Here is a 25,291-nt window from a genome sequence, read left to right as displayed (position 1 = left end):
TCGTTCTCGGAAGGAACCCTCGCCGTGACCCGCAGCATCCTGAGCGTGCCCGTGTGGCGTGCCGGCCAGGAGGTCCCGCCGGCACCCGCCGGCGGCCGGCGGCTGGTCGTGCTGTGCGACCTGCCCGCCATCGACCTTCCCGGCGTCCAGACCGCCGAGGTGACCACCGGCGGCGACGCCCCGCACATCGCCTACGAGCGGGCGGCGGTCCGGCTGTTCGGTGAGCTCAAGCGGCTGATGTCCACTTCGGACGGACGCCCGTGCGTCGTCCAGCTCGCCTGCCGCGCGGACTCGCTCTACCGCGGGCTGCTGGGACTTCTGCGCACCGCCGCGCAGGAGGACCCCGGTCTGACCGTCCGGCTGGTCGAGTTCACCTACGAGCCCTCCGCCGCCGATCTCGTGGCGGCCCTGAACGGTCAGGGCGAGCACGTGCGGCACACCCCGGCCGGGCGGGAGACCGTCACCTGGGAGCCGGTGGCACGCACGACCGCCTCCCCGGTGTGGCGCGACGGCGGCGTCTACCTGATCAGCGGCGGTGCGGGCGGGATCGGCCGCCTGCTCGCCGAGGACGTCGCCCGGCACGCTCCGAACGCGGTCGTCGTGCGGTGCGGACGGTCCGCGACAGCCGACGGTCCGGGGGAGTACCACCGAGTCGACGTCACGGACGCGACGGCGGTGCACGAACTCGTCGCGAGCATCGTCCGCACGCACGGCCAGCTCGACGGCATCCTGCATGCGGCCGCGTTGCTCCGGGACGACTACCTGATCCGTGCGTCCTATCAGGACTTCCTGCGCGTGCTCGCTCCCAAGGTCACCGGCCTGGTGCACCTCGACGAGGCGAGCCGCGATCTTCCGCTCGACTTCTTCGCCGCGTTCTCCGCGGCCGCGGGAAATCTGGGCAACGCCGGCCAAGCCGCCTACACAGCGGCCAACGGGTTCCTCGACGCCTATGCGGCACACCGGCAAGAGCTCGTCACCCGCGGCGAACGGCACGGGGCGAGCGTCTCGCTGGCGTGGCCGCTGTGGCGGGACGGCGGCATGCACGTGCCCGACGAGGAACTTCCCGCGCTCATCGAGCGCTTCGGCCCGCCGTTGCCCACCGAGGCCGCGCTGGCCGCACTGCACGGAGCCGTCGAGCTCGGTGCCACCCACGTCGTGATCTCCGGGGAAGGAACAGTGATGACCGGCACCGACGACCTCCGCGGGCGGGTGCTCGGACGGCTCAAGGGCCTGATCGCCGAGACCATGCGACTCGACCCCGCGACGCTCGACGCCACCGCGCCGCTCGACAGCCACGGCATCGACTCGATCACGGTCACCCGGCTGAACAAGCACTTCGCGCGCTGGTTCGGCGCGCTGCCGAAGACCGTGCTCTACCAGTACCCCACGCTCGCGGAGCTGGCCGCGCACCTGACCGAGCGCCACCCCGAGGGCTGCGCGCGCTGGCTGGACGACGTCCAGGCTCCTGCTGAGGCTGCCCGCTCGGCCGAGGTGACCGAGCGACCGCGACCCGTCCCCGCAGGTCCTCGTCCGGACCCGGCCGGCGAGCCGATCGCGATCATCGGTCTCAGCGGCCGTTACCCCGACGCGCCGACCCTGGACGACTTCTGGGCCAACCTCCGGGCAGGCCGCGACAGCATCCGCGAGGTTCCTGCCCAGCGCTGGGCGCTGGACGGCTTCTTCGAGCCCGACCAGCAGAAGGCCGTCGACACCGGCGCCAGCTACAGCAAGTGGGGCGGCTTCCTGGACGGCTTCGCCCGCTTCGACGCCGGGTTCTTCGGCATCTCCCCGCGCGAGGCCGCCGACATCGACCCGCAGGAACGGCTCTTCCTCGAGACCGTGTGGTCCGCGCTCGAGGACGCCGGCTACACGCGGGACCGGCTCGCCACCCGCCACCAGGGCAGGGTCGGCGTGTTCGCCGGGGTGACCAAGACCGGCTTCGACCGCAACGTGCCGCCCCCGGTGAGCGGTCCGCGCCGGTCGCCGCGCACGTCGTTCGCCTCGCTGGCCAACCGCGTCTCCTACCTGCTCGACCTGCGCGGTCCGAGCCTGCCGGTCGACACCATGTGCTCCGCCTCGCTCACCGCGATCCACGAGGCGTGCGAGCACCTGCGCCAAGGCACCTGCGAGGTCGCCATCGCCGGTGGCGTGAACCTCTACCTGCACCCCTCGACCTACGTGGACCTGTGCCGCTCCAGGATGCTCGCCGCCGACGGACGTTGCCGCAGCTTCGGCGACGGCGGTGAGGGCTTCGTGCCCGGCGAGGGCGTCGGAGCGGTGCTGCTCAAGCCGCTGGCGGCGGCCGAGGCGGACGGCGATCCGATCCACGCGGTCATCCTCGGCTCCGCGATCAACCACGGCGGCCGCACCAACGGCTACACCGTGCCGAACCCGCGCGCCCAGGCCGCCGTCGTCCGCGAGGCCATCAAGGCCGCCGGGCTGCGGGCGGGCGACATCGGCTACATCGAGGCGCACGGCACCGGCACCCGGCTCGGCGACCCGGTCGAGATCGACGGGCTCACCCAGGCCTTCGAACCGGACGCGGCCGCTTCCTGCGCGATCGGCTCGGTCAAGTCGAACATCGGTCACCTCGAAGCGGCGGCGGGCATCGCCGGACTGACCAAGGTCGTGCTCCAGCTGCGCAACGGCGAGTTCGCACCGACGCTGCACGCCGAGCGCACCAACCCGAACATCGACTTCGCGGCGACGCCGTTCGAGCTGTCCCGTGCCGGCGGCACCTGGCCTCGTCCCGACGGCGGCCGCCGGATCGGCGGCATCTCCTCGTTCGGTGCGGGCGGCGCGAACGCCCACGTCATCGTCGCCGAGCACCTGTCCGCAGCAGTGCGTTCGACCGCGCAAGGGACTCCGGAGCTGCTGCCGGTGTCCGCGCGCACCGAGGACGATCTGCGGGCCCGTGTGGCGGAGCTGGCGCAGTGGCTCGACACGCAGGAGACGCCGGATCTCGCCGCCATCGCGGCGACCCTCCGCACCGGCCGTGAAGCCATGAGCGAGCGGGTGTGCTTCGTGGCAAGGGACGCGCTGGAGTGGCGCCGTCAGCTGCGAGCGTTCCTCGCCGCTCCCGCGACCGACGCCTCTGGTGAGTCGTGGTGGCGTGGCCGCGTCGAGGCGAACAACGAGACGCTGGCCGAGCTGGCGGCCAAACCCGAGCTGCGGGAGCTGATCGCGCACTGGCTGGGCAACGGCGGGTACGCCGAGCTCGCCTCGTTCTGGGTCAGGGGCACGCCGATCGACTGGTCCGAAGTGGACGGTGCGAGCCCGCGGGTGCACCTGCCGGGCTATCCCTTCGCCGGAACCGAGTTCTGGTTCGAGCCCGCCGCGCTCCAGCCGGAGGCCGCGCCGGTCGCGCGCCCGGCGGCCGTGAACGTGGAGAGCGTGCTGATGGCCGAGCTCGCGGAGATCCTCCAGATGCCGGTCTCCGAGATCGAACGGCACCGGCCGTTCGCCGACTACGGACTCGACTCGATTTTGGGCGTCAGCCTCGTGCATCGGCTCAACGACGTCCTCGGCACGGCCGTCGACACGACCGACCTGTTCGACCACGGCACCGCCGAGCGCTTCATCACCTTCCTGGCCGGTGCCCGTCCGTCCGCCGCTCCCGTCGCCGCCACCACCTCGGGCCGGGACGACGCGATCGCCGTCGTCGGCCTCGCCGCACGCTACGGCGACGCCGAGGACCCCGACGCGCTGTGGGCGCACCTGGTCTCCGGCACCGACCTGGTCGAGCCCGTGACGCGCTGGCCGTTGCCCGCCGCCGTCGCCTGCCGCACCGGCAGCTTCCTGCGCGACATCGACCGGTTCGACCCTGCCTTCTTCGGCATCTCGGGCGTCGAGGCGACGGCGATGGACCCGCAGCAGCGCGTCTTCCTGGAGCAGTGCTGGAACGCGCTGGAGGACGCGGGGTACACGGGTGGGCGTCGCCGCGGCACGCGGGCCGGCGTCTACGTCGGCTGCTACGCCGGTGACTACTCCGAGCACCTCGGTGAGGACGCGCCGGCGCAGGCGTTGTGGGGCACGATGGGCTCGGTCGTCGCGTCGCGGATCGCCTACCTGCTCGACTTCACCGGCCCGGCCCTCACGGTCGACACGTCGTGTTCGAGTTCGCTCGTCGCGATCGACCTCGCGTGCCGCGACCTGCTCGCGGGCACCGCCGACCTCGCCATCGCCGGTGGGGTCTTCGTCCAGAACACCTCGCGCCTCTACAAGTCCGCCTCCGTGGCCGGAATGCTCTCGGCGTCGGGCCGCTGCCGCAGCTTCGACGCCGGTGCCGACGGGTTCGTGCCCGGTGAGGGCGCGGGCGCGATCGTGCTCAAGCGGCTCGCCGACGCCGAACGGGACGGCGACCACATCCACGCCGTCGTGCGCGCTTCGGGAGTCAACCAGGACGGCACCACCAACGGCATCACCGCTCCGAGCGCGCTGTCGCAGGAACGCCTGCTGCGTGAGGTGCACGGCAACCTGGGTGTCGGTGGCGTCCAGTACGTCGAGGCGCACGGCACCGGTACGCAACTGGGTGACCCGATCGAGTTCCGGGCGCTGTCGAAGGTCTTCGCCGACGCGCGGCCGGGCAGCGTGGCGCTCGGGTCGATCAAGTCGAACCTCGGCCACACGCAGTTCGCCGCGGGCGTCGCCGGCGTGGTGAAGGCCGTGCTCGCACTGCGGCACCGCACGATCCCGGCCACGCTGCACTTCACCGGGGCGAACGCGCGGATTCCGTTGCAGGGCAGCGCGTTCACCGTTCCCACGAAGACCGTCGCCTGGCCGGAGCCCGAGCAGGGGCCGCGTCGTGCGGCTGTCAGTTCCTTCGGTGCCAGCGGAACCAATGCTCATGTCGTGCTGGAGGAGTACCAGCGGCAACCGGTCGCGGAAACCGCGGGGGAGCAGCCGTTCCTGCTGTCGGCCCGGTCGCCGGAGGCTCTGCGCGAGGTCGCCGCACGACTGGCCGCCCACCTGGAGCGCGAACCCGGCTTGTCCGCCGCGGAGGTCGCGTACAGCCTCGCGGCTGGCCGCTCACCCCTGCCGCACCGTCTTGCCGTCGTGGCCGCGAGCACGGCCGAAGCCGCTCAGCGTTTGCGTGCCTGGCTTTCCGGCACGGCGACCGGTGTCCACCACGGTGAGGTCGCCGTCGACGCCGCACCGCGTGACGGCGTCCTTCCCAGCACGGCTCACGAGCTGGCGTCCGCGTTCGTGCGTGAGAACCTCGCCGGCCTCGACACGGCCTTCCCGGCCGCAGTGCGGAGGATCGTTCCCTTGCCCACCTACCCGTACCAGAGGCAGCGCTACTGGCCCTCTCGCGGTGCTTCCGCCTACCGCACCCGGCTCACCGGCCAGGAGTTCTTCCTCGCCGATCACCACGTCAACGGCCGCGCCGTGCTTCCGGCGGTGCTGTCACTGGAGTTCGCCCGCCGCGCGGCTACCAGCGGTGCGTTCGAGGCCGTGGGAATCCGTGACCTCGTGTGGGCCAAGCCGTTCCCGGTCGGTGCCGAGGGCGCGGACCTGGCGGTGGAGCGCGACGGCGACGGATTCCGTGTCTGCCAAGGCGAAACGGAAGTGCACGCGCACGGTCGTTACGTTCAGCCGGAACAGGCCGAGACGGTGGCGCTGAACGCCGTCAGGGCGCGGTGCACGGCACGAACGTTGAGCGCGGAGCAATGCCGTTCGGCACTCGACGCGGTCGGCATCGCCCACGGCCCTCGCTTACGTGCACTCGAAAGCCTGGCCATCGGCGACCGCGAGGTGCTCGCGAAGCTCGTTGTCCCGGCCGGTGCGCAGGACGAGGACCTGGCCATCCACCCGGCCGTGCTCGACAGCGCCATCCAGGCGGTCGTCGGTCTCTTCGGCGGCGAGTCCGGTGAGCTCGCCGAGAGCAGCGGACGTCCCGCACTCCCGTTCGCCGTCGACAGGATCGACCTCCTCGGGCCGGTTTCCGGCACGATGTGGGCGCATCTGCGGCACACGGGTGGCGGTTCGGAGACGTCCACTGTGGACATCGACGTCTGCGACGAGACCGGCCGTGTCGCCGTGCGTCTGCGGGGGCTCGCTTTCCGTCGCGTGACCGCGGAACCGGACCTGCGCACCGCACTGCTCGCTCCTGTGTGGGACGCGGTTCCGGACGGTGTCGAGCTGGAGCCCGCCATCGGCAGCCGCCTGGTGCTCGCTGGGGGAGGAACAGCCGAGCGTGCCGCGTTCCTGGCCCGGTTCCCCGGAGCCGTCGTGCTCGGAGCCGAGGACCACGGGAGCCTTCCCGCCGACGCCGGCCACATCGTGTGGCTCGCACCGGAGACCGGCGGGACGGACGGGACGTTCACCGTCTTCCGCTGGATCAAGGCCTTGCTGGCCCAAGGTGCCGATGGCCGCGAGATCGGCTTCACCGCCGTCACCCGGCAGGCCTGCCGGGCGAACGACGACGAGACCGTGGACGCGACCCACGCGGGAGTGCACGGACTGCTGGGTTCCGTCGCGAAGGAGTACCCGCACTGGCAGGTCAGGGTCGTCGACATCGCCGCGGGGGCGGCGGTTCCTTTCGACGCCGTGCTGAACCCACCCGCAGCGGCACGAGGCGGGGTCGCGGCTCTTCGTCACGGCGAGTGGCTCCTGCCGCGCCTGGTCGAGGTGGCCGCTGACGGACCAGTCGTCGCCCCGAGCGCGCCCAGGGGTGTGGTCGTCGCCATCGGTGGCGCGGGTGGCATCGGTGAGGTGTGGACCGAGCACCTGCTGCGCCGCCACGGCACGCAGGTCGTCTGGATCGGCCGCCGTCCGCTCGACGCGGAGATCACGGCGAAGCAGGACCGGCTCGCCGCGTTCGGACCGCGACCCGGCTACCTGTCGTGCGACGCGTCCGATGTGGACGATCTGCGGCGGGCGTGTGCCGAGATCGTCCGGAAGTACGGGCCGGTGCACGGCGTCCTGCACACCGCCATCGTCCTGGGCGACCGGAGCGTGGCGCGGATGGACGAGGAGCTGTTGCGGACGACCTATGCCGCCAAGGCCGGCGTGACCGTCGCCCTGGCGGAGGTCTTCGCGGACCAGCCACTGGAGTTCGTCGTCTTCTTCTCGTCCATGCAGGCGTTCTTCACCGCTCCCGGTCAGGCCAACTACGCGGCCGGCTGCACGTTCTCCGACGCCTACGCCGACGGGCTCTCCGCCCGTCTCGGCTGCCCGGTCAAGGTGATGAACTGGGGATACTGGGGCAACGTCGGCATCGTGGCCGAGGACGGCTACCGGCGCAGGATGGCGCGGCTGGGACTCGGCTCGATCGAGCCGGACGAGGGCATGGCCGCCGTCGACCACCTGCTCGGCTCGTCCCACGACCGCCTGGCGCTGCTGAAGGCCGCCGACTCCCGCAGCATCGCGACGTTCTACGAGCGCAGCACGCTCAAGGCTTTGCCCCACAAGAACTCCTCGCCGGCGGCCGCACTGCTCGCGGCACGGCCGGACCGACAGGCCGCCATCGAGCGCGTGCGGGTCGCCGCGGACGGCCACGGCCGGTCCATGGAACCGGCGCTCGTCCGCATCACCTGGGCGTTGCTGCGCGACCTCGGCCTGTTCGGCCCCGGCCAGTCGGGCACGGCCGACGACTGGATGGTCACGGGCGGGATCGTCGCGCTCTACCGCCGCTGGCTCGAGCACACGCTGGACGTGTTCGTGCGGGAAGGGCTGCTGCGCGACTCCGGTGACGGCCGCTACACCGCGATCGACTCGCGTCCGGTGGACCTGGCCGCCGCCTGGCGTCGCTGGGACGCCGACCGCACGCCGTGGCTGGACAACGAGGGCAAGCGGCCACAGGCGGTGCTCGTCGACACGACGTTGCGGGCGCTGAACGACATCCTGACGGGACGCCGTCCCGCCACCGACGTCATGTTCCCCAAGTCCTCCCTCGAACTCGTGGAAGCGGTCTACCGCAACAACCCGGTCGCCGACTACTTCAACGACGTCCTCGCGGACACGCTCGTCGACCACGTGCGGGCACGGGTGGCCGAGAACCCGGACGTGCGGCTGCGGCTGCTGGAGATCGGCGCGGGCACCGGCGGCACGAGCAGGGTGGTGTTCGGCCGGCTCGCACCGTGGCGCGACAACATCGAGACCTATTGCTACACCGACCTTTCCAAGGCGTTCCTGCTGCACGCCCGCCGCTCGTTCGGCGACATCGCGCCCTACCTGGACACCCGCATCCTCAACGTCGAGAAGTCGCTGGCGGAGCAGTCGCTGGACGTCGGCGGGTACGACATCGTCGTTGCCACCAACGTGCTGCACGCGACCCGCAACATCCGCACGACCCTGACCAACACCAAGGCGGCGATGCGCGCGAACGGCGTGCTGCTGCTCAACGAGCTGAGCGACAACGTCTACTTCAGCCACCTCACGTTCGGCCTGCTGGAAGGCTGGTGGCGCTACGACGACCCGGCGCTGCGCATTCCGGGCTCTCCGGGGCTCACCCCGGCGGACTGGTTGCGTGCGCTGAGCGAAACGGGTTTCCGGTCCGCGTTCGTCGCGGCGGAAGGCGCCGACGACCTAGGGCAGCAGGTGTTCGTGGCCTGTGCCGATGACGTCGTCCGGCAGCCGATTCCCGCGGGTGGCGCGGCCTTCCCGGCCGGGCCGGAGAACGAGCCGGTGTCCCTGCCGGTCGTGCAGGCCGTTCCGGAGACCGTCGAGCCCGTGGCGCCGGCGGCTTCGGCCGGCCGCGAGGACGAGCTGCTGGAGCGAGCACGCGACCACTTCCGCGCACTCGTGGCGGACGTGTTGCAGCTGCCGGTCTCCTCGGTGCGCGCCGACGTGACCTTCGACAAGTACGGCATCGACTCGATCCTCGTCGTCCAGCTCACCGAGGCGGTGCGCCGCGGGCTCGACGACGTCGGCAGCACGTTGTTCTTCGAGGTGCGCACGATCGACGGCCTGGCCGCCCACTTCGTGAAGACCCAGCCGGACGCGCTCGCCGCGCTCGTGGGTCTGCCGGCCGCCGAACAGGAGGTGGTGGCCATTCCAGTGGCCGCTCCGGTCGTTGAGCCTGTCGCTGAGCCGGTCGCCGTGCCGTCGGGCCCCGCCCGCACGGACGAGGAGATGCCGATCGCGGTGATCGGGATCTCCGGCCGCTTCCCCGGTGCGCGGAACCTGAACGAGTTCTGGGCCAACCTGCTCGACGGGGTGGACAGCGTCACCGAGATCCCGTCCGATCGCTGGAACCACGACCGCTACTTCGACCCGCGGCGCGGCAAGCCTGGACGCACCTACGCCAAGTGGGGCGGCTTCCTCGACGGCGTGGACGAGTTCGACCCGTTGTTCTTCGGCATCTCGCCGGGAGCGGCGTCCACAATGGACCCGCAGGAGCGGCTGTTCCTGCAGGCGGCCTACGAGACGCTGCAGGACGCGGGCCACACCAGGGACTCGTTGCGGGCCGCGGCGAGGGCCGTGGTGAGCGAGGACGCCGGAGACATCGGGGTGTTCGCGGGGGCGATGTACACCGAGTACCAGCTCTACGGCGCCGAGCAGGGCGTGCGCGGCGAGCCCGTGGTCGTGCCGGGCAGCCTGGCGTCGATCGCGAACCGCGTCTCGTACTTCTTCGACGCGAACGGCCCGAGCATCGCGGTCGACACGATGTGCGCCGCCGCGTTGACGGCGATCCACCTGGCGTGTGCCGCGTTGCGCCGCGGAGAGTGCGGCGTCGCGTTGGCAGGCGGGGTGAACCTCTCGCTGCACCCCAGCAAGTACCTCATGATCGGCCAGACCCAGTTCGCCTCCAGCGACGGCCGGTGCCGCAGCTTCGGAGCGGGCGGCGACGGCTACGTCCCCGGCGAGGGCGTCGGCGCGGTGCTGCTGCGCCCGCTGGCCGACGCGCAGGCCGACGGCGACCGCATCCTCGGTGTCATCCGGGGCACCGCGGTCAACCACGGCGGCCACACACACGGCTTCACCGTCCCGAACCCGGTCGCGCAGGCGTCCGTCATCCGGCAGGTGTACCGCCGCAGCGGCGTCGACCCGCGCCGGATCGGGTACGTCGAGGCGCACGGCACCGGCACCCCGCTCGGGGACCCCATCGAGATCGCCGGACTCACCTCGGCGTTCTCCGAGTTCACCGACGACCGCGGCTTCTGCGCGATCGGCTCGGTCAAGTCGAACATCGGCCACCTGGAGGCGGCCGCCGGTGTCGCCGGCCTGGGCAAGCTGCTGCTGCAGATGCGGCACGGCACCTTCGCGCCGTCACTGCACTCCGCGGAGGTCAACCCGGAGATCGACTTCAGCCGCACTCCGTTCGTGCTGCAGCGCGAGGCGGCACCCTGGCCCCGCACCGGCGCACACCCCAGGGCCGGGGTGGTCTCTGCCTTCGGCGCCGGTGGATCGAACGCCCATCTGCTCGTGGAGGAGTACATCGTGCCGGAACGTCCAGAGCGTGCAGCCGAAGCCCAGGCGGTGGTGCTCTCGGCAACGGACCACGAGCGGCTGCGCGAGTCGGCCGAACGGCTGCGCGACGAACTGCGCGACGGCGCGTGGAGCGACGCCGACCTGCCCGACATCGCCTACACCCTGCAGGTCGGCCGCGAGCCGATGACCGCGCGTTTCGCCACGGTGGTCCGTGACCTGCCGGCCCTGGTGGCGGCGCTCGACGCGTACGCCACCGGCGCGGAACTGCCCGCGGACACGTTCGTGGGCAACGGCGACAGCCCGTCGGGCTCGCTCGCGGCGCTGAAGGACGACGAGGACTTCCAGGAGACGCTGGCCCGCTGGGCGGCACGGCGCCGGCTCGGGCCGCTGGCGGAGGCCTGGGTGAACCAGGTGCGGGTGGACTGGTCGCGTCTGCACGCCGACGGGCCGCGCCCGCGCAAGGTCGGCCTGCCGACGTACCCGTTCGCACGGGAGCGGTACTGGTACACCGACGTGCTGCCGAACGGCGGCGCGACGACGGAGAGCTTCGCGGAGACGGTTGCCGCGCCTCCGGCCATCCCCGCGCCTCCGGCCACTGTCGCTCCTGCTGTCGGCCAGGTTCCCGCCATCACTCCCGTTCCCGCTGTCGGCCAGGTTCCAGCCGTCACACCGGTTCCCGTCGCCGGCCAGGTTCCACCCGCGGCACAGATCCCAGCGGCAGCAACGGTTCCCGTCGTCACGGCCCAGCCAGCCACCGTCCATCACCCCCGTGCCACCGCGGATGACGTGCTGCCGGCGGGCGATCTCACCCTCTGCCCGGTCTGGGAGGTCGAACGACCAGGAGACGTCCAGTTCTCCGGCCGCGTCCTCGCCATCGGACTGGGCACCGACGACCTCGCGGTGCTGCACCAGGCCGTGCCCGACGCGATCACCTGGGACGGCTTCGGCCCCATCCCGGGCGACGCGGACCACGTCGTGCTCTCGGTGCCGACCCGCACGGGTGGTACTCCGGCCGAACGCGTCCGGGACCACCGTGCCGCCGTGCAACGCCTGCTGCACATGGTCAACGCCGTGCAGACGCGGTATGCGGGCCGTCAGCTCGAACTCACCCTGCTGACCCGTGACGCGTTCGGGCCCAGCGGCGGGGACCCGGCTCAGGCGAGCCTGCACGGGTTCATCGGCGCGCTGGCCAAGGAACAGCCGCACTGGCGGGTCAGGGCCGTGGACCTCGCGAAGGACACGTCCTGGCAGCCCGCCGAGGTGTTCGGCCTGCCGGGTGACCGGCGTGCCCACCCCGTCGTGCAGGCCGGTGGCCAGTGGCTGCGCCGCAGGCTCGTCCAAGCAGACCTGCCCGCGCCCGCCACCTCCGCCATCCGGCGCGGCGGCGTGTACGTGCTCATCGGCGGGGCTGGCGATCTCGGCGTCGTGCTGACCGAGCACCTCGCCCGCACGCACGGCGCCAGGGTCGTGTGGGTCGGACGGCGTGCCGAGAACGACGACCTTCGTAGCCGCAAGGCCGGCATCACCGGTCTGGAACCGCTCTACCTGCAGGCCGACGCGGGTGATCCGCAGGCCCTGCGCCGGGTCCGGGACGAGGTCGTCGCCCGCTACGGCCGGGTCGACGGGATCGTGCACCTCGCGATGACCTTCACCCACACCCCGATCACCGACCTGACCGACGAGGAACTCGCCGCGACGCTCGCGTCCAAAGTGGACCCGGTCGTGCACCTCGCGGACGCGTTCTCCGGGGTCGAACTCGACTTCGTGCTGCTGGTGTCCTCACTGGTCAGCTTCATCCGGAACGCGAACCAGGCGCACTACGCCGCGGCCTGCGCCTACGTCGACGCGGCTGCCGACGGTCTGCGCGCCTCGCTCGGGTGCGCGGTGAAGACGATCAACTGGGGTTACTGGGGCAACGTCACCGAGGACCTGATCGAGGGCATGGCCGCGATCGGGCTCGCCCCGATCGACCCGGCCACCGCGATGGCCGCGGTCGAGGCGCTCCTCGCCGGTCCGGTCGACGTCGCCGGCTTCCTGCGGCTGGGCCGGCCGTTGCCGGTGGAAGGCGTGCTCACCGGCGAAGTCGCCGCGGTGCGTCCACGGGCCGCGGTCGCGCCGATCCGGGTTCAGGAACCGCGGCTGCCGGTCGCTCTCGCGGCCTACCAGGACGGACCGGTGCCGGCCGAGATCGACGCCGCGTTGTGCCGCTGGGTCGCCGCCGAACTGCGTGACGCGGGTTTCGCCGGCCCGTCCTACCTCCGCGCCGACGCCCGGTTCGCCGCCTGGGTTCCTCCGATGCTGCGAGCGCTGACCGAGCACGGCCTTGTCGACGCCGCCGGCCGCTGGGCGCTGACCGCGGACTCCGCGACGTGCCGGGCGGAGTGGGCTCGCTCCACGAGCCGGTGGGTGGAGGCCAACTCCGATCTGCGGACCCCGCTCGCGTTGCTCGCCCGCACCGTTCCTGTCCTGCCCCAGGTGCTGCGCGGCGAGGTGCTCGCCACGGACGTGCTCTTCCCGAACGGGTCGTTCGACCTGGTCGAGGGCGTGTACCGGGACAACCGGGTCGCCGACCACTTCAACGCCGTGCTGGCAGAGCACGTCGTGGAGTTCCTGCGGGCCCGGCTCGCGGCGGAACCGGGCGCGTCGCTGCGCCTGCTCGAGGTCGGCGCCGGCACCGGCGGCACCACCCGCGTGGTCCTCGACCGGCTCACGCGCGAAGGCCTGCCGGTGGCCGAGTACTGCTTCACCGACATCTCGCGGGCGTTCCTGCACCGTGCAGAGGACTCGTTCGGTGCGGCGCACAAATACCTGACGTACCGGTTGTTCGACGCCGCCCTTCCTCCGCACGGGCAGGCACTCGACCTCGGCGCGTTCGACGTCGTGATCGCGGCCAACGTGCTGCACGCCACCAAGGACGTCCGCGCCACCCTGCGCGGCACCAAGGCGCTGCTGCGCGGTGGCGGCCTGCTCGCGCTCAACGAGATCAGCGGCTTCTACCTGGTCAACCACCTCACGTTCGGCCTGCTCGACGGCTGGTGGGAGCACACCGACCCGGAGCTGAGGGTGCCCGGCGGTCCCGCGCTGTCCCCGGCCTCGTGGCAGGCGGTGCTGGAACAGGAAGGCTTCACGGGGTTCGTGCACGCGGCCGCGTGCGGCGAGCCGCTCGGCCAGCAGGTCGCTCTCGCGTACAGCGACGGTGTGTCGCGAGGACCCGGCGAGGTCAAGGAGGCGCTGGTTCCCGCGCCGGCACCGGCTCCGGTGCCCGTCGAGGTCGTGCAGGAGAAGTCGATTCGCGCCGTCGTGCTGGAGAAGCTGGCCGGTGCGCTGCGGATGACCGAGGCGCAGATCGATCCCGAACGGGCGTTCGCCGACTACGGCCTCGACTCCATCGTGGGCGCCGGCTTCGTGCAGCAGCTCAACGACAGCCTTGATCTCGACCTGCTCACCACCGTGATCTTCGACTACCGCAGCGTCGAACTGCTGGCTGCCCACATCGCGTCCGAGCACCAGCCCGTTGTGCCTGTCGCGGTGCAGGAAGCTGTGACGCCGCAGGCGATTCCGGAACCGCCGGTCGCCCCGGTGTCGCCCACGACTCCCGCCGAAACCGTGGTGGTGGTGCCCGAACAGAGCTCGACCGATCCCATCGCGATCATCGGCGTCAGCGGCCGGTTCGCCGGATCGCCCGACCTGGACGCGTTGTGGCGGCACCTCGCCGACGGCGACGACCTGGTCGGCCCGATCGAGCGCTGGGACACCTCCGGTCCGGAGTGGACGGACGTGGCCTGCCGGGAGGGCGGTTTCCTCGACGGCATCGACGAGTTCGACGCGCAGTTCTTCCGCATGTCCGGTCGCGAGGCGGCGTACACCGACCCGCAGCAGCGCCTGTTCGTGGAAGAGGCGTGGACGGCACTGGAGAACGCCGGCTACGTCGGTGCGGCGCTCGACGGCAAGCGCGCGGGCGTTTACGTCGGCTGTACCAGCGGCGACTACACGTCATGGTTCACCGAGCGTCCGCCCGCCCAGGCCGCCTGGGGCAACGCCCCGTCGATCGTGCCGGCCAGGGTGGCGTACCACCTGAACCTGCACGGTCCGGCGATCGCCGTCGACACCGCGTGCTCCAGCTCGCTCGTCGCGATCCACCTGGCCTGCCAGAGCCTGCGCGACGGGGAGACCGACCTGGCCGTCGCCGGTGGCGTGGCCGTGCAGACGACCCCGAACACCTACCTGACCGCGGGCCACGCCGGGATGCTGTCCCCGACCGGCCGCTGCCACACCTTCGACGCGTCCGCCGACGGGTTCGTGCCCGGCGAGGGAGTCGGCGTCGTCGTGCTCAAGCGACTGTCCGACGCGCTCGCCGACGGTGACCACGTGCACGCGGTGATCCGCGGCTCGGGGATCAACCAGGACGGTGCTACCAACGGCATCACCGCGCCCAGCGCGGCGTCGCAGGAGCGGTTGATCCGCGAGGTGTACGAACGCTTCGACGTCGACCCCGCCGAGATCGGCCTGATGGAGGCGCACGGCACCGGAACCAAACTCGGTGACCCCATCGAGACGGAGGCGCTCGTCCGCGCGTTCGGTGCCGCCGAGGGATCCACCGGCTGTGCCCTGGGCTCGCTGAAGAGCAACATCGGACACACCATGTCCGCCGCCGGTGTGGCGGGCGTGCTCAAGATCGTGCTCGCGTTGCGGCACGGCATGTTGCCGCCGTCGCTGCACCACGACGAGACGAACCCCGCGATCCGGCTCGCCGGCAGTCCGTTCCGCGTCCACACCGAGCTGACGCCGTGGGAGCCGAACCGCTGGGGCAAGCGCGTCGCCGCGACCAGTTCGTTCGGGTTCAGCGGCACCAACGGCCACCTCGTGGTGGAGGAGCCGCCGGCCCTCGCGGCACGGCAGCACGACGGCCGTGAACTGCTCTTCCCGCTGTCCGCGCCACGGCCGGAAGCGTTGCGGCAGCTCGTCGCGAACCTGGCCGGGCACCTGCGCGAGACGCCGGAGCTCCAGCTCGCCGATGTGAGCCACACCCTGGTGCACGGCCGCGCCCAGTTCGTGAACCGGGTGGCCTTCACCGCCGCGGACCGGCGGACCCTGTTGTCCCGCCTGGAGGACTGGCTGGCCGACGGGACCTCGCACCCGGCTCGCGACGCCATGCTCGACCGCGTCCGTGCACAGTGGACGGAAGGCGGACGGTTGGAGAGCGAGGGGCTCTTCACCGGACTGGACGTGCGGCGCACCCCGCTGCCGACCTACCCGTTCCAGCGCCGCAGTGCCTGGGTGAACGGGAGCGGTCCGGCCGACCGGCAGCCGTCCGTCGCCAAGCAGGCCAACGAGCCCATCGCCGTCGTCGGGCTCGCCGCCCGGTTCGCGGACACCCCGGACGCCGAGCGGCTGTGGGCGCACCTGGCCGCGGGGGACGACCTCGTCGGCGACGTCACCCGCTGGGACCTCGACGGGAAGCTGGGCAAGAGGGCGGGCCGCCAGTACGGCAGCTTCCTCGACGACCCGGCCCGGTTCGACGCGCTGTTCTTCAGCGTGTCCGGCATCGAGGCGACCTACACCGATCCGCAGCAGCGCGTCTTCCTCGAAGAGTGCTGGCACGCCCTGGAAGACGCGGGCTACGCCGGTGAACGGCTGACGGACCGCGGCTGTGGCGTCTACGTCGGCGCCTACCCCGGCGACTACCACGCGCTGATCGGCGACGAGCGTCCCCCGCAGACCATGTGGGGCAACATGGCCTCGGTCATCGCGTCGCGCATCTCCTACCTGCTCGACCTGTCCGGACCCGCCGTCGCGGTGGACTCGGCGTGCTCCAGCTCCCTCGTCGCCATCCACCTGGCCTGTGACGCGCTGCGGCTCGGCACGGTGTCGATGGCACTGGCCGGTGGCGTGTTCGTCCAGGCGACGCCGAGGCTGTACGAGTTCTCGGCCACGGCGAAGATGTTGTCGCCGACCGGACGCTGCCGCACCTTCGACGCGGCCGCGGACGGGATGGTGCCCGGTGAGGGCGCCGGCGTCCTGGTGCTCAAGCGCCTGTCCGACGCCCTGCGCGACGGAGACCACGTCTACGGCGTCATCAGCGCGTCCGGCGTCAACCAGGACGGTGCCACCAACGGCATCACCGCGCCCAGCGCCCAGGCCCAGGAGGACCTGGTGCGCCAGGTCCACCGCGACGCGGGCGTGCGCCCCGGCGGCGTCCAGATGATCGAGGCGCACGGCACCGGCACGCCGCTCGGCGATCCGATCGAGTTCGGTGCGCTGGCAGCGGCCTTCACCGGTGCGCCGGAGGGAGGCTGCGCGCTCGGGTCCATCAAGACCAACGTCGGGCACACCCAGTTCACCGCCGGCGTGGCGGGCACGATCAAGGCCTTGCTCTCGCTGCACCACCGGCAGGTGCCGCCGTCGCTGCACTTCAGCCGTGCCAACCCGGCGATCCCGTTGCAGGGCAGCCCGTTCCACGTGCCGACCGAGTTGCAGGAGTGGTCTGCTCCCGAGTCAGGGCCGCGCCGGGCCGGAGTGAGTTCCTTCGGTGCCAGCGGTACCAACGCGCACCTCGTCGTCGAGGAGGCACCCGAACCGGGTCGGCTGGAACATCCCGCTCAGGACGAGTGGCTGGTGGTGGTGTCCGCTCAGGACGAAGCCACGCTGCGCACCCACGTCGAGCGCGTGATCGATCACGTCGACGCCCGTCCTGACCTCGACCTCGGCAACATCGCGTACAGCCTCGCGACCGGTCGTCGCCACGAGAACCTGCGTCTGGCCGTCGTCGCGGGCGATCGCGACGAGTGGCTCGGTGCGCTGCGCACCTGGCTGCGTGACGGTCACGCGCAGTCCGTGGTGGCCGGTTCGGTGCCTGACGACGCTCCCGCAACTGTGGGTGCAGAAGGCCTGACTCTGGCCGAGGTCGCGGATCGGTTCGTGCGTGGCGAGATCGCGTCGCTCGGAAGCCTGTTCGGACAGGGCTTCCGCGTGGTTCCGCTGCCCGGATACCCGTTCGGTGGTGAGCGCTACTGGATCTCCACCGCACCCGCGCCCAGCCAGCCGGCCGTGGCGGCCCAGCAGCCCGTTGTGGCTCAGCGTCCCGTCGTGTCCGCCCGACCCGTCGTGCCCGCTCAGCCCGCTGTGTCCGCCTCGGCCCAGTCCGTCGCGCCCACCGGGCCGACCTCGTCCGCGCTGACCGTCCACAAGCGAGGGAAGTCCTACGCGGCGGACCTCACCGGTCGTGAGTTCTTCCTTGACCAGCACCGTCTTTCCGGCACTCCGGTCCTGCCGGGCGTCGCGTACGTCGAACTGGCCAGGGCGGCAGCCGAGGCCGAGGGCTACGACCGGACTGGCGTGACGCTGCGCAACGTCGTCTGGATCCGCCCGGCGCGGATTCCCAGTCCCACCGCGGCCGAGGTCACGCTCGAACCGCGCGACGGCGGCTTCTCGTACCAGATCACGACGACCGTCGGCGGCGAAACCCTGGTGCACGGCCAAGGTCGCGTCGAGCCCTCCGTGCAGGAGGCACGACCGACGCTGAACATCGCCGCGCTGCGCGCCAGGTGCACGCGGACCAAGCTCGACCGCGCCGCCTGCTACGCCCGCTACGGCGGCACGGAGGTGCACCTCGGCGAGGCCATGCGCGGCGTCGAGAAGCTGGAGATCGGCGTCAACCTGATCGTCGCCCGGCTGCGCAGGCCGGCCGGAACCGGGGACGGCTTCACCGTGCACCCGTCCATGCTCGACTCGGCTCTTCAGGCGACCCACGGCCTGGCGCTCGCCGAGGGCAGGGACGACGTGACCGCGGCCCTGCCGTTCGCGCTCACCGAGGCGCAGATCCACGCGCCCACGCCGGAGGAGGGCTGGGCGGTGATCAGGCCGTCGTCCAACGATCTGCCCGGCACCGTCCGGCGACTGGACATCGACCTGTGCGACGACGCGGGCAGGGTGTGCGTGCGCCTGCTCGGCTTCACCTTCCGCGAGTTCGGTGCGAGCGAGGAGAAGGCGCAGGAGCCGAGCGGAACGGACCAGCGCCCCGGTGCGCTCGTGCTCGGCCGCCCCGGCTGGCACCCGTCCGCCACCGCCACCGAGACCAGGCAGCTCGTCCGCCACGAGGTTCTCTTCGCGGACGTCGACCCCGGTGACGTCGCCGACCGCCTCGGCGTTCACGGCGAAGTCCTCCCCATCGCCGACGACCTCGCCACGACCTACACCCGCCGGGCCGAGTTCCTGCTGACCCGCCTCCAGGACGCCGCCAAGGCGAGCCGCGACGGCTGGGTCCTCGTGCAGGTCGTCGTCCCCGACGGCCAGGAGCACCAGCCACTCGCCGGACTGGCCGGACTGCTGCGCACCGCGCGCAACGAATGCACCCGCCTGCTCACTCAACTCGTGCTGGTCGCACCCGGCACGAACGCGGCGGACCTGGCCGAACGCCTTCGCCACGAAGCGTCCACTGTGGATGACGTCGTGACCCGGGTGGCCGGAGGGCACCGGGAGGTCGCGCGATGGACTTCCCTGGGCGAAGCCAGGGCTGAGCGACCGTGGCGCGACGGTGGCGTCTACCTGATCACCGGCGGTGCCGGCGGTCTGGGCGCGGTGTTCGCCAGGGAGATCGCCTCTGCCGTCCAGAACGCCGTGCTCGTGCTGTGCGGGCGTTCCGCCGCCGGTGCGAGCCAGCGCGCACTCCTCGACGAACTGCGGGCATCCGGTTCGCACGCCGAGTACCGGCAACTGGACGTCGCCGACCGCGACGCTGTCGACCGGTGCGTCCAGGACATCGTTGCGTCGCACGGGGAACTGAGCGGTGTGCTGCACTCCGCCGGCGTGCTGCGCGACAGCTACTTCGTCCGCAAGACCGTCGCGCAGTTGCGAGAGGTGTTCGCCGCCAAAGTCACCGGCTTCGTCCACCTGGACGAGGCGACCGCCGGGCAGGACCTGGACTTCTTCATCGGGTTCTCGTCGCTGTCCTCGTCCGGGAACCCCGGTCAGGCCGACTACGCGGCGGCCAACGCGTTCCTCGACGGGTACGCCGCCCGGCGTGATGCGCTGGTGGCCTCCGGCAAGCGGCGCGGGCGTTCGCTCAGCGTCGGCTGGCCACTGTGGACGGAGGGCGGCATGCGCGTCGACGCCGCCACCGAGCAGGCGATGTGGGACACGGTCGGCGTCCTGCCGATGCCCACGGACGTGGGCGTGGAAGCCCTTTACCGCGCCTGGGGCAGCGGTGAGGCGCACGTCCTCGTCATCTACGGCGACCGGGAACGGATCGAGCGCACGATCCTGACCGCCCCCGCGACCCCGGACAAGGAGGTCCTTTCCGTGCCGGAGAACGAAGTCCTGGTCAGGTTGCTCGCCGAACGGGTGGCGACCCTGCTGGACGTGCCCGTCGACGACATCGAGGGCGAGGTGGAGCTGACCGAGTACGGGTTCGACTCGATCTCGCTGGTGGAGTACGTCGGCCTGCTCAACGACGAGTTCGGCCTGGGCCTGGTGCCCACGCTGCTGATCGAGTACCCGACCCTCGACGGGTTCGCGTCCTACCTCCGGGACGCCCACGGCGAGGCCTTCGGTAGCGCCGCCCCGGCACCTCAGCCGACCCCGGAGCCCGTCGTGGAGACAGCGCCGGAGCCCGCCCCGATCACGGCGGCCGCTCCGTCCCACGAGGCGCTGCTCGGCGAGCTGATCGGCATGGCCGCCGCGGTGCTCCGCCTGCCCGCCAACCGGATCGAGGGCAGCCGCGAGCTGTCGAGGTACGGCGTCGACTCGCTGTCGCTGACGGAACTGGTGGCGGCGGTCAACCGGCGGTTCGGCCTCGACCTGGACCCGACGATCCTGTTCGAGCACCCGGCACTGAGCGGCTTCGCGGACTTCCTGCTGGAGCACCACGCCGACCGCGTCACGGTGGCGGAGGTCCAGGAAGAGGCTCCCGCACCGGAGCCGGCCTCCACCCCCGCCCCCGACCAGGCTCCGGTGACCACCGTCACCACCCGCGAGCCGGCCGGCCAGGAACCGATCGCCGTCATCGGCATGAGCGGCCGGTTCCCCCAGGCCCGCGACATCGCGGAGTTCTGGCAGAACCTGCTGGACGGCCGTGACTGCATCAGCGAGATCCCCGCAGACCGCTGGGACTGGCGGGAGTGCTTCGGCGACCCCGTCACCGAACCCAACACCAGCAACGTCAAGTGGGGCGGCTTCATCGACGGCGTCGGCGACTTCGACCCGCTGTTCTTCGACATCTCCCCGCGTGAGGCCGAGTTGATGGACCCGCAGCAGCGGCTCCTGCTGCTCTACGCGTGGAAGGCGCTGGAGGACGCCGGGTACTCGGCCGAGTCCGTCGAGGGCACCGACACGGCGATCGTCATCGGCACCGCCAGCACCGGCTACCCGAGCATGGTGGCGAAGCACTCGCCGGCGGTGGACGCCTACGACACCAGCGGGGCGGCCCCCTGCATGGGGCCCAACCGGATGAGCTACTTCCTCGGCGTGCACGGCCCGAGCGAACCGATCGACACGGCGTGCTCCAGTGCGCTCATCGCCGTCCACCGCGCCGTCTGCGCCATCCAGGACGGCACCTCGGACATGGCGATCGTCGGCGGGGTCAACACGATCGTCAACAAGGACCTGCACATCAGCATGAACATGGCCGGCATGCTCGCCGAGGACGGGAGGAGCAAGACCTTCTCGATCGACGCCGACGGATACGGCCGCGGCGAGGGCGTCGGCATGCTGGTGCTGAAGCGGCTGTCGGCGGCCGAGCGCGACGGTGACCACGTCTACGGCCTGATCAGGGGCACCGCCGAGAACCACGGCGGCCGCGCCAACTCCCTGACCGCGCCGAACCCGAAGGCGCAGGCCGCGGTCATCCGCACCGCTCACCGCAGGGCGGGGATCGATCCGCGCACCATCGGCTACGTCGAGGCGCACGGCACCGGCACGAGGCTCGGAGACCCGGTGGAGATCAACGGGCTCAAGGAGGCCTTCCGCGATCTCTACGCGGACACCGGCGCGACGGAGGTCGCCGGACCGCACTGCGCCATCGGGTCCGTGAAGACCAACATCGGCCACCTGGAGGTCGCGGCCGGAATCGCCGGCCTGATCAAGGTCCTCCTGCAGATGAAGCACCGCACGTTGGTGCGGAACCTGAACAACGACAAGACGAACCCGTACGTGAAGCTGGACGGCACGCCGTTCTACCTGCTGCAGGACCAGCGGCCCTGGCGTGCGCCGGTCGACGGCGACGGCGCGGAACTGCCCCGGCGCGCGGGCATCAGCTCGTTCGGCTTCGGCGGAGCGAACGCCCACGTCGTGCTGGAGGAGCACCGGGCGAAGCCGGTGGTGGAAACCCCGCCCGCGCAACCGGTTCCCGTCGTGCTGTCCGCGAGTCACCCCGAAGTGCTGCGGTCCCTGGCAGAGGAGTGGGTCGAGGCGCTGAACGCTCACGACGACGCGGCACTGGCCTCGATCGCCTACACCACGCACGTCGGACGGACGCCGATGGCCGAGAGGCTGGGCTGCGTCGCGGGCACGGTCGCGGAGCTCCAGGCCGGCCTGAGGTCGTGGCTGCGAGGAGAACCGGACAGCACGATCATCACCGGCCGCGTGTCCCGGGACGAGATTCCCGCGGCACCGGCGGGAACCAGCCCGGCGGAGGTGCTGCGGGCATGGGTGCGGGGCGCCGAGGTCGACTGGACCCGCTGGCACGCCGAGTCGCCGCGCCGGATCCCGCTGCCGACGTACCCGTTCCGGCTCAAGCGGTACTGGATCGACACCAGCACGCCGGTGGGGGAGAAGGCGTCGAAGCTGCACCCGCTGGTGCACGTCAACACCTCGGACCTCGCCGGTCCCCGCTACACCACGCGCTTCACCGGTCGCGAGTTCTTCCTCGCCGACCACAAGGTGCGCGGCGCGGCGGTGCTGCCGGGAGCGGCCTACCTCGAAATGGCGAGGGCGGCGGCGGAACTGGCGGGCGGTGACCGTTCCTGGGCACTGACCGACGTCACCTGGGAACTGCCCCTGACCGTCAAGACCGCCACTGAAGTCCACATCGGACTCACGGTCGAGGCCTCCGGCGGTGTGTCCTATCGGGTCTTCGGCTCGACCGGCCAAGGCTCGCCGCTGGTGTACGGGCGGGGAGCCCTGCGGGAGACGAGCGCGGAACCGTTGCCCTCGCACGACATCGACACCTTGATCGGCCGCTGCGCCGGTCCGGTGCTCGAAGCGTCGGAGTGCTACGAGCGGTTCGCCCGTCTCGACCTCGCCTACGGCCCGGCGATGAGGGCGATCGAACGGGTGCACAGCGGTGAACGCCTTGCCGTTGCCCGGCTGCGGCTTCCCGATGCCGCCGCGGGAGGGGTGTTCGCGCTCCACCCGAGCATGCTCGACGCGGCCTTCCAGAGCACCCTCGGCCTCTTCGCCTCGGACGACACGACCACGGCCGTGCCCTACGCGGTCGGAGAGGTGCGGGTGATCGCGCCACTGCCCACGACGGCCTGGGCCGTGACCCGGTTCGCCGCGGAGGGCCAGTCGCCGGGCGAGCAGTCGTTCGACATCGACGTGTGCGACGACGACGGCCGGATCTGCGTGCGACTGACCGGTTTCCGCGTCCGATCCCTCGTGGGAGCGCCCGCGGTGACCACCGAACCGGAGGACGACTTCCTGGCCCGGTTGATCGAAGCCGCCGGAGACGGCTCCCTCAGCCTGGCCGAGTTCGAACGGAGCCTGGCATGAGCCTGACAGCGGTGATCTTCCCGGGCCAGGGGGCCCAGGCGAAGGGCATGGGACGTGATCTGTTCGACGCCTATCCCGATCTGGTCGACCAGGCCTCGGAGCTGCTCGGCTACTCGGTGCGGGAGCTGTGCCTGGACGATCCACGGCGTGAGCTGAAGCGCACGGAGTTCACGCAGCCGGCGCTGTTCGTGGTCGGTGCACTGGCCCACCGGCGCCGGCAGGAGAACGGCGGGACCGAGGCGGCGTTCTTCGCCGGGCACAGCCTGGGCGAGTACTGCGCGCTGCACGCGGCCGGTGCGTTCGACTTCGAGACGGGCGTGCGGCTCGTCCAGCGCCGGGGTGAGCTGATGGCCGGCGCGGCCGGTGGCGGCATGATCGCCGTGACCGGCCTGGATCGGGAACAGGTCACCGATCTGTTGCGGCAGGGCGGTTTCGGCTCGCTGGTCGTGGCGAACGACAACTCGCCAGAGCAGTGCGTCGTGTCCGGGGACGTCGGGTCGATCGAAGCACTCGGAGAGTTCCTGCAGGAGCGGAACGTCCGCTGGGTCCGGCTGAGGGTGTCCGGGGCGTTCCACTCCGAGCTCATGCGCCCGGCACGGGAGGAGTTCAGCCGTTTCCTCGACGGTGTCGATCTCGGCACGCCAGGGACGCCGGTGATCGCGAACGTGACCGCGGCGCCCTACCCGGCCGGTGGCACGGCGGAGCTGCTGTCCGACCACCTGGTGAGTCCGGTGCGCTGGACCGAGACCGTGCGCTATCTGCTCGACGCGGGAGTCACGGAGTTCGCGGAGCTGGGCGGCACCGTGCTGACCAAGCTCGTGGAGCGGACCCGTGCGACCCATCGCCCATCCGCCGACCGCGCCCAGGAACTCGGCAGCGCGACGTTCCGCGAACGCCACGGTGTGCGGTTCGCCTACGTCGCGGGCGGCATGTACCGCGGCGTCAGCTCGCCCGAGATGGTGATCCGGCTCAGCCGCGCCGGAATGCTCGGGTTCTACGGCACCGGTGGGCTGGACTCGGTGGAGGTGGAGCGCGGCATCAAGGAGATCCAGGCCGCCGTGGGACAGGACGGCCCGTACGGCGTCAACTTCATCGCGAACCACGACGATCCGGACTCCGAGCAGGAACTGGTCGACCTCCTGCTGCGCCACCACGTCCGGACGATCGAGGCGTCGGCGTTCATCCAGATGACACCGGCACTCGTGCGATACCGGGTCACCGGGCTGCGGCGAGGTCCCGGCGGCGCACCGATCTGCGACCACCGGGTGGTGGCCAAGGTGTCACGTCCCGAGGTCGCGGCCGCGTTCCTGGCCCCGCCTCCGGACGCGGTGCTGGACGGGCTGCTCGCGGCCGGGGAGATCAGCGCGGAACAGGCCGAACTCGCTCGGCGGGTGCCGATGAGCCACGACGTCATCGTCGAGGCCGACTCCGGTGGACACACCGACGGCGGGATCCCGACCGTGTTGCTGCCGTCGTTGCTCGAACTGCGGCGTCGTGTGGAAGCCGAACGCGGCTACGACGAACCGATCTGCATGGGACTGGCCGGCGGGATCGGCACGCCGGCAGCCGTCGCGGCGGCGTTCGTGCTCGGCGCCGACTTCGTCGTGACCGGTTCGATCAACCAGTGCACGGTCGAGGCCGCGACCAGCGACGTCGTCAAGGACATGCTGCAGGACATCGACGTGCAGGACACGGACTACGCGCCGGCCGGGGACATGTTCGAGCTCGGCAGCAGGGTCCAGGTGCTGCGCAAGGGCGTGTTCTTCCCGGCCCGCGGCAACAAGCTGCACGCGCTCTACAGCCAGTACGGCAGCCTCGACGACCTGCCGGAGAAGACCCGATCGCTGCTCGAACGCACCTACTTCCGCAAGCCGCTGGACGAGGTCTGGGCCGACGTGGAGCGGCGCCTGCGGGCGACCGGCAGGGCCGAGCTGGCCGAGCACGCGACCCGGCAGCCGAAGCAGAAGATGGCCCTGGTCTTCCGGCGCTACTTCGGTTACAGCGCACGGATCGCGCTGGAGGGCCGGGCGGACGACAAGGTCAACTACCAGGTCCACACCGGGCCCGCGCTGGGCTCCTTCAACCAATGGGTGCGCGACACACCTCACGCGTCGTGGCGGCACCGGCACGTCGACGAGGTGGGCCGGAACCTGCTCGTCGCCGCGGCGACGCACCTCAGCGAGTTCTCCCGTCGAACAGCTTGATGTCCGAT

2 protein-coding genes are annotated in these 25,291 nt (G+C 71.6%); both read left to right on the top strand.

The features are described from left to right. The first annotated feature begins 24 nt into the window (after nt 1–24). Nucleotides 25–23,079 carry an SDR family NAD(P)-dependent oxidoreductase gene (locus OG205_RS11890; protein WP_330276270.1) on the top strand — a complete coding sequence of 7,685 codons (23,055 nt, stop codon included), beginning with the start codon at nt 25–27 and terminating at the stop codon, nt 23,077–23,079. Then, nucleotides 23,076–25,283 carry an ACP S-malonyltransferase gene (gene fabD / locus OG205_RS11885; protein WP_330276269.1) on the top strand — a complete coding sequence of 736 codons (2,208 nt, stop codon included), beginning with the start codon at nt 23,076–23,078 and terminating at the stop codon, nt 25,281–25,283. The genes OG205_RS11890 and fabD overlap by 4 nt, the downstream gene beginning before the upstream one ends. Nucleotides 25,284–25,291: the final 8 nt, after the last annotated feature.

The organism is Lentzea sp. NBC_00516, assembly GCF_036346835.1.
In the GTDB taxonomy this organism is placed as follows: domain Bacteria; phylum Actinomycetota; class Actinomycetes; order Mycobacteriales; family Pseudonocardiaceae; genus Lentzea; species Lentzea sokolovensis.
This window is presented reverse-complemented; position numbering and strand designations above follow the sequence as displayed.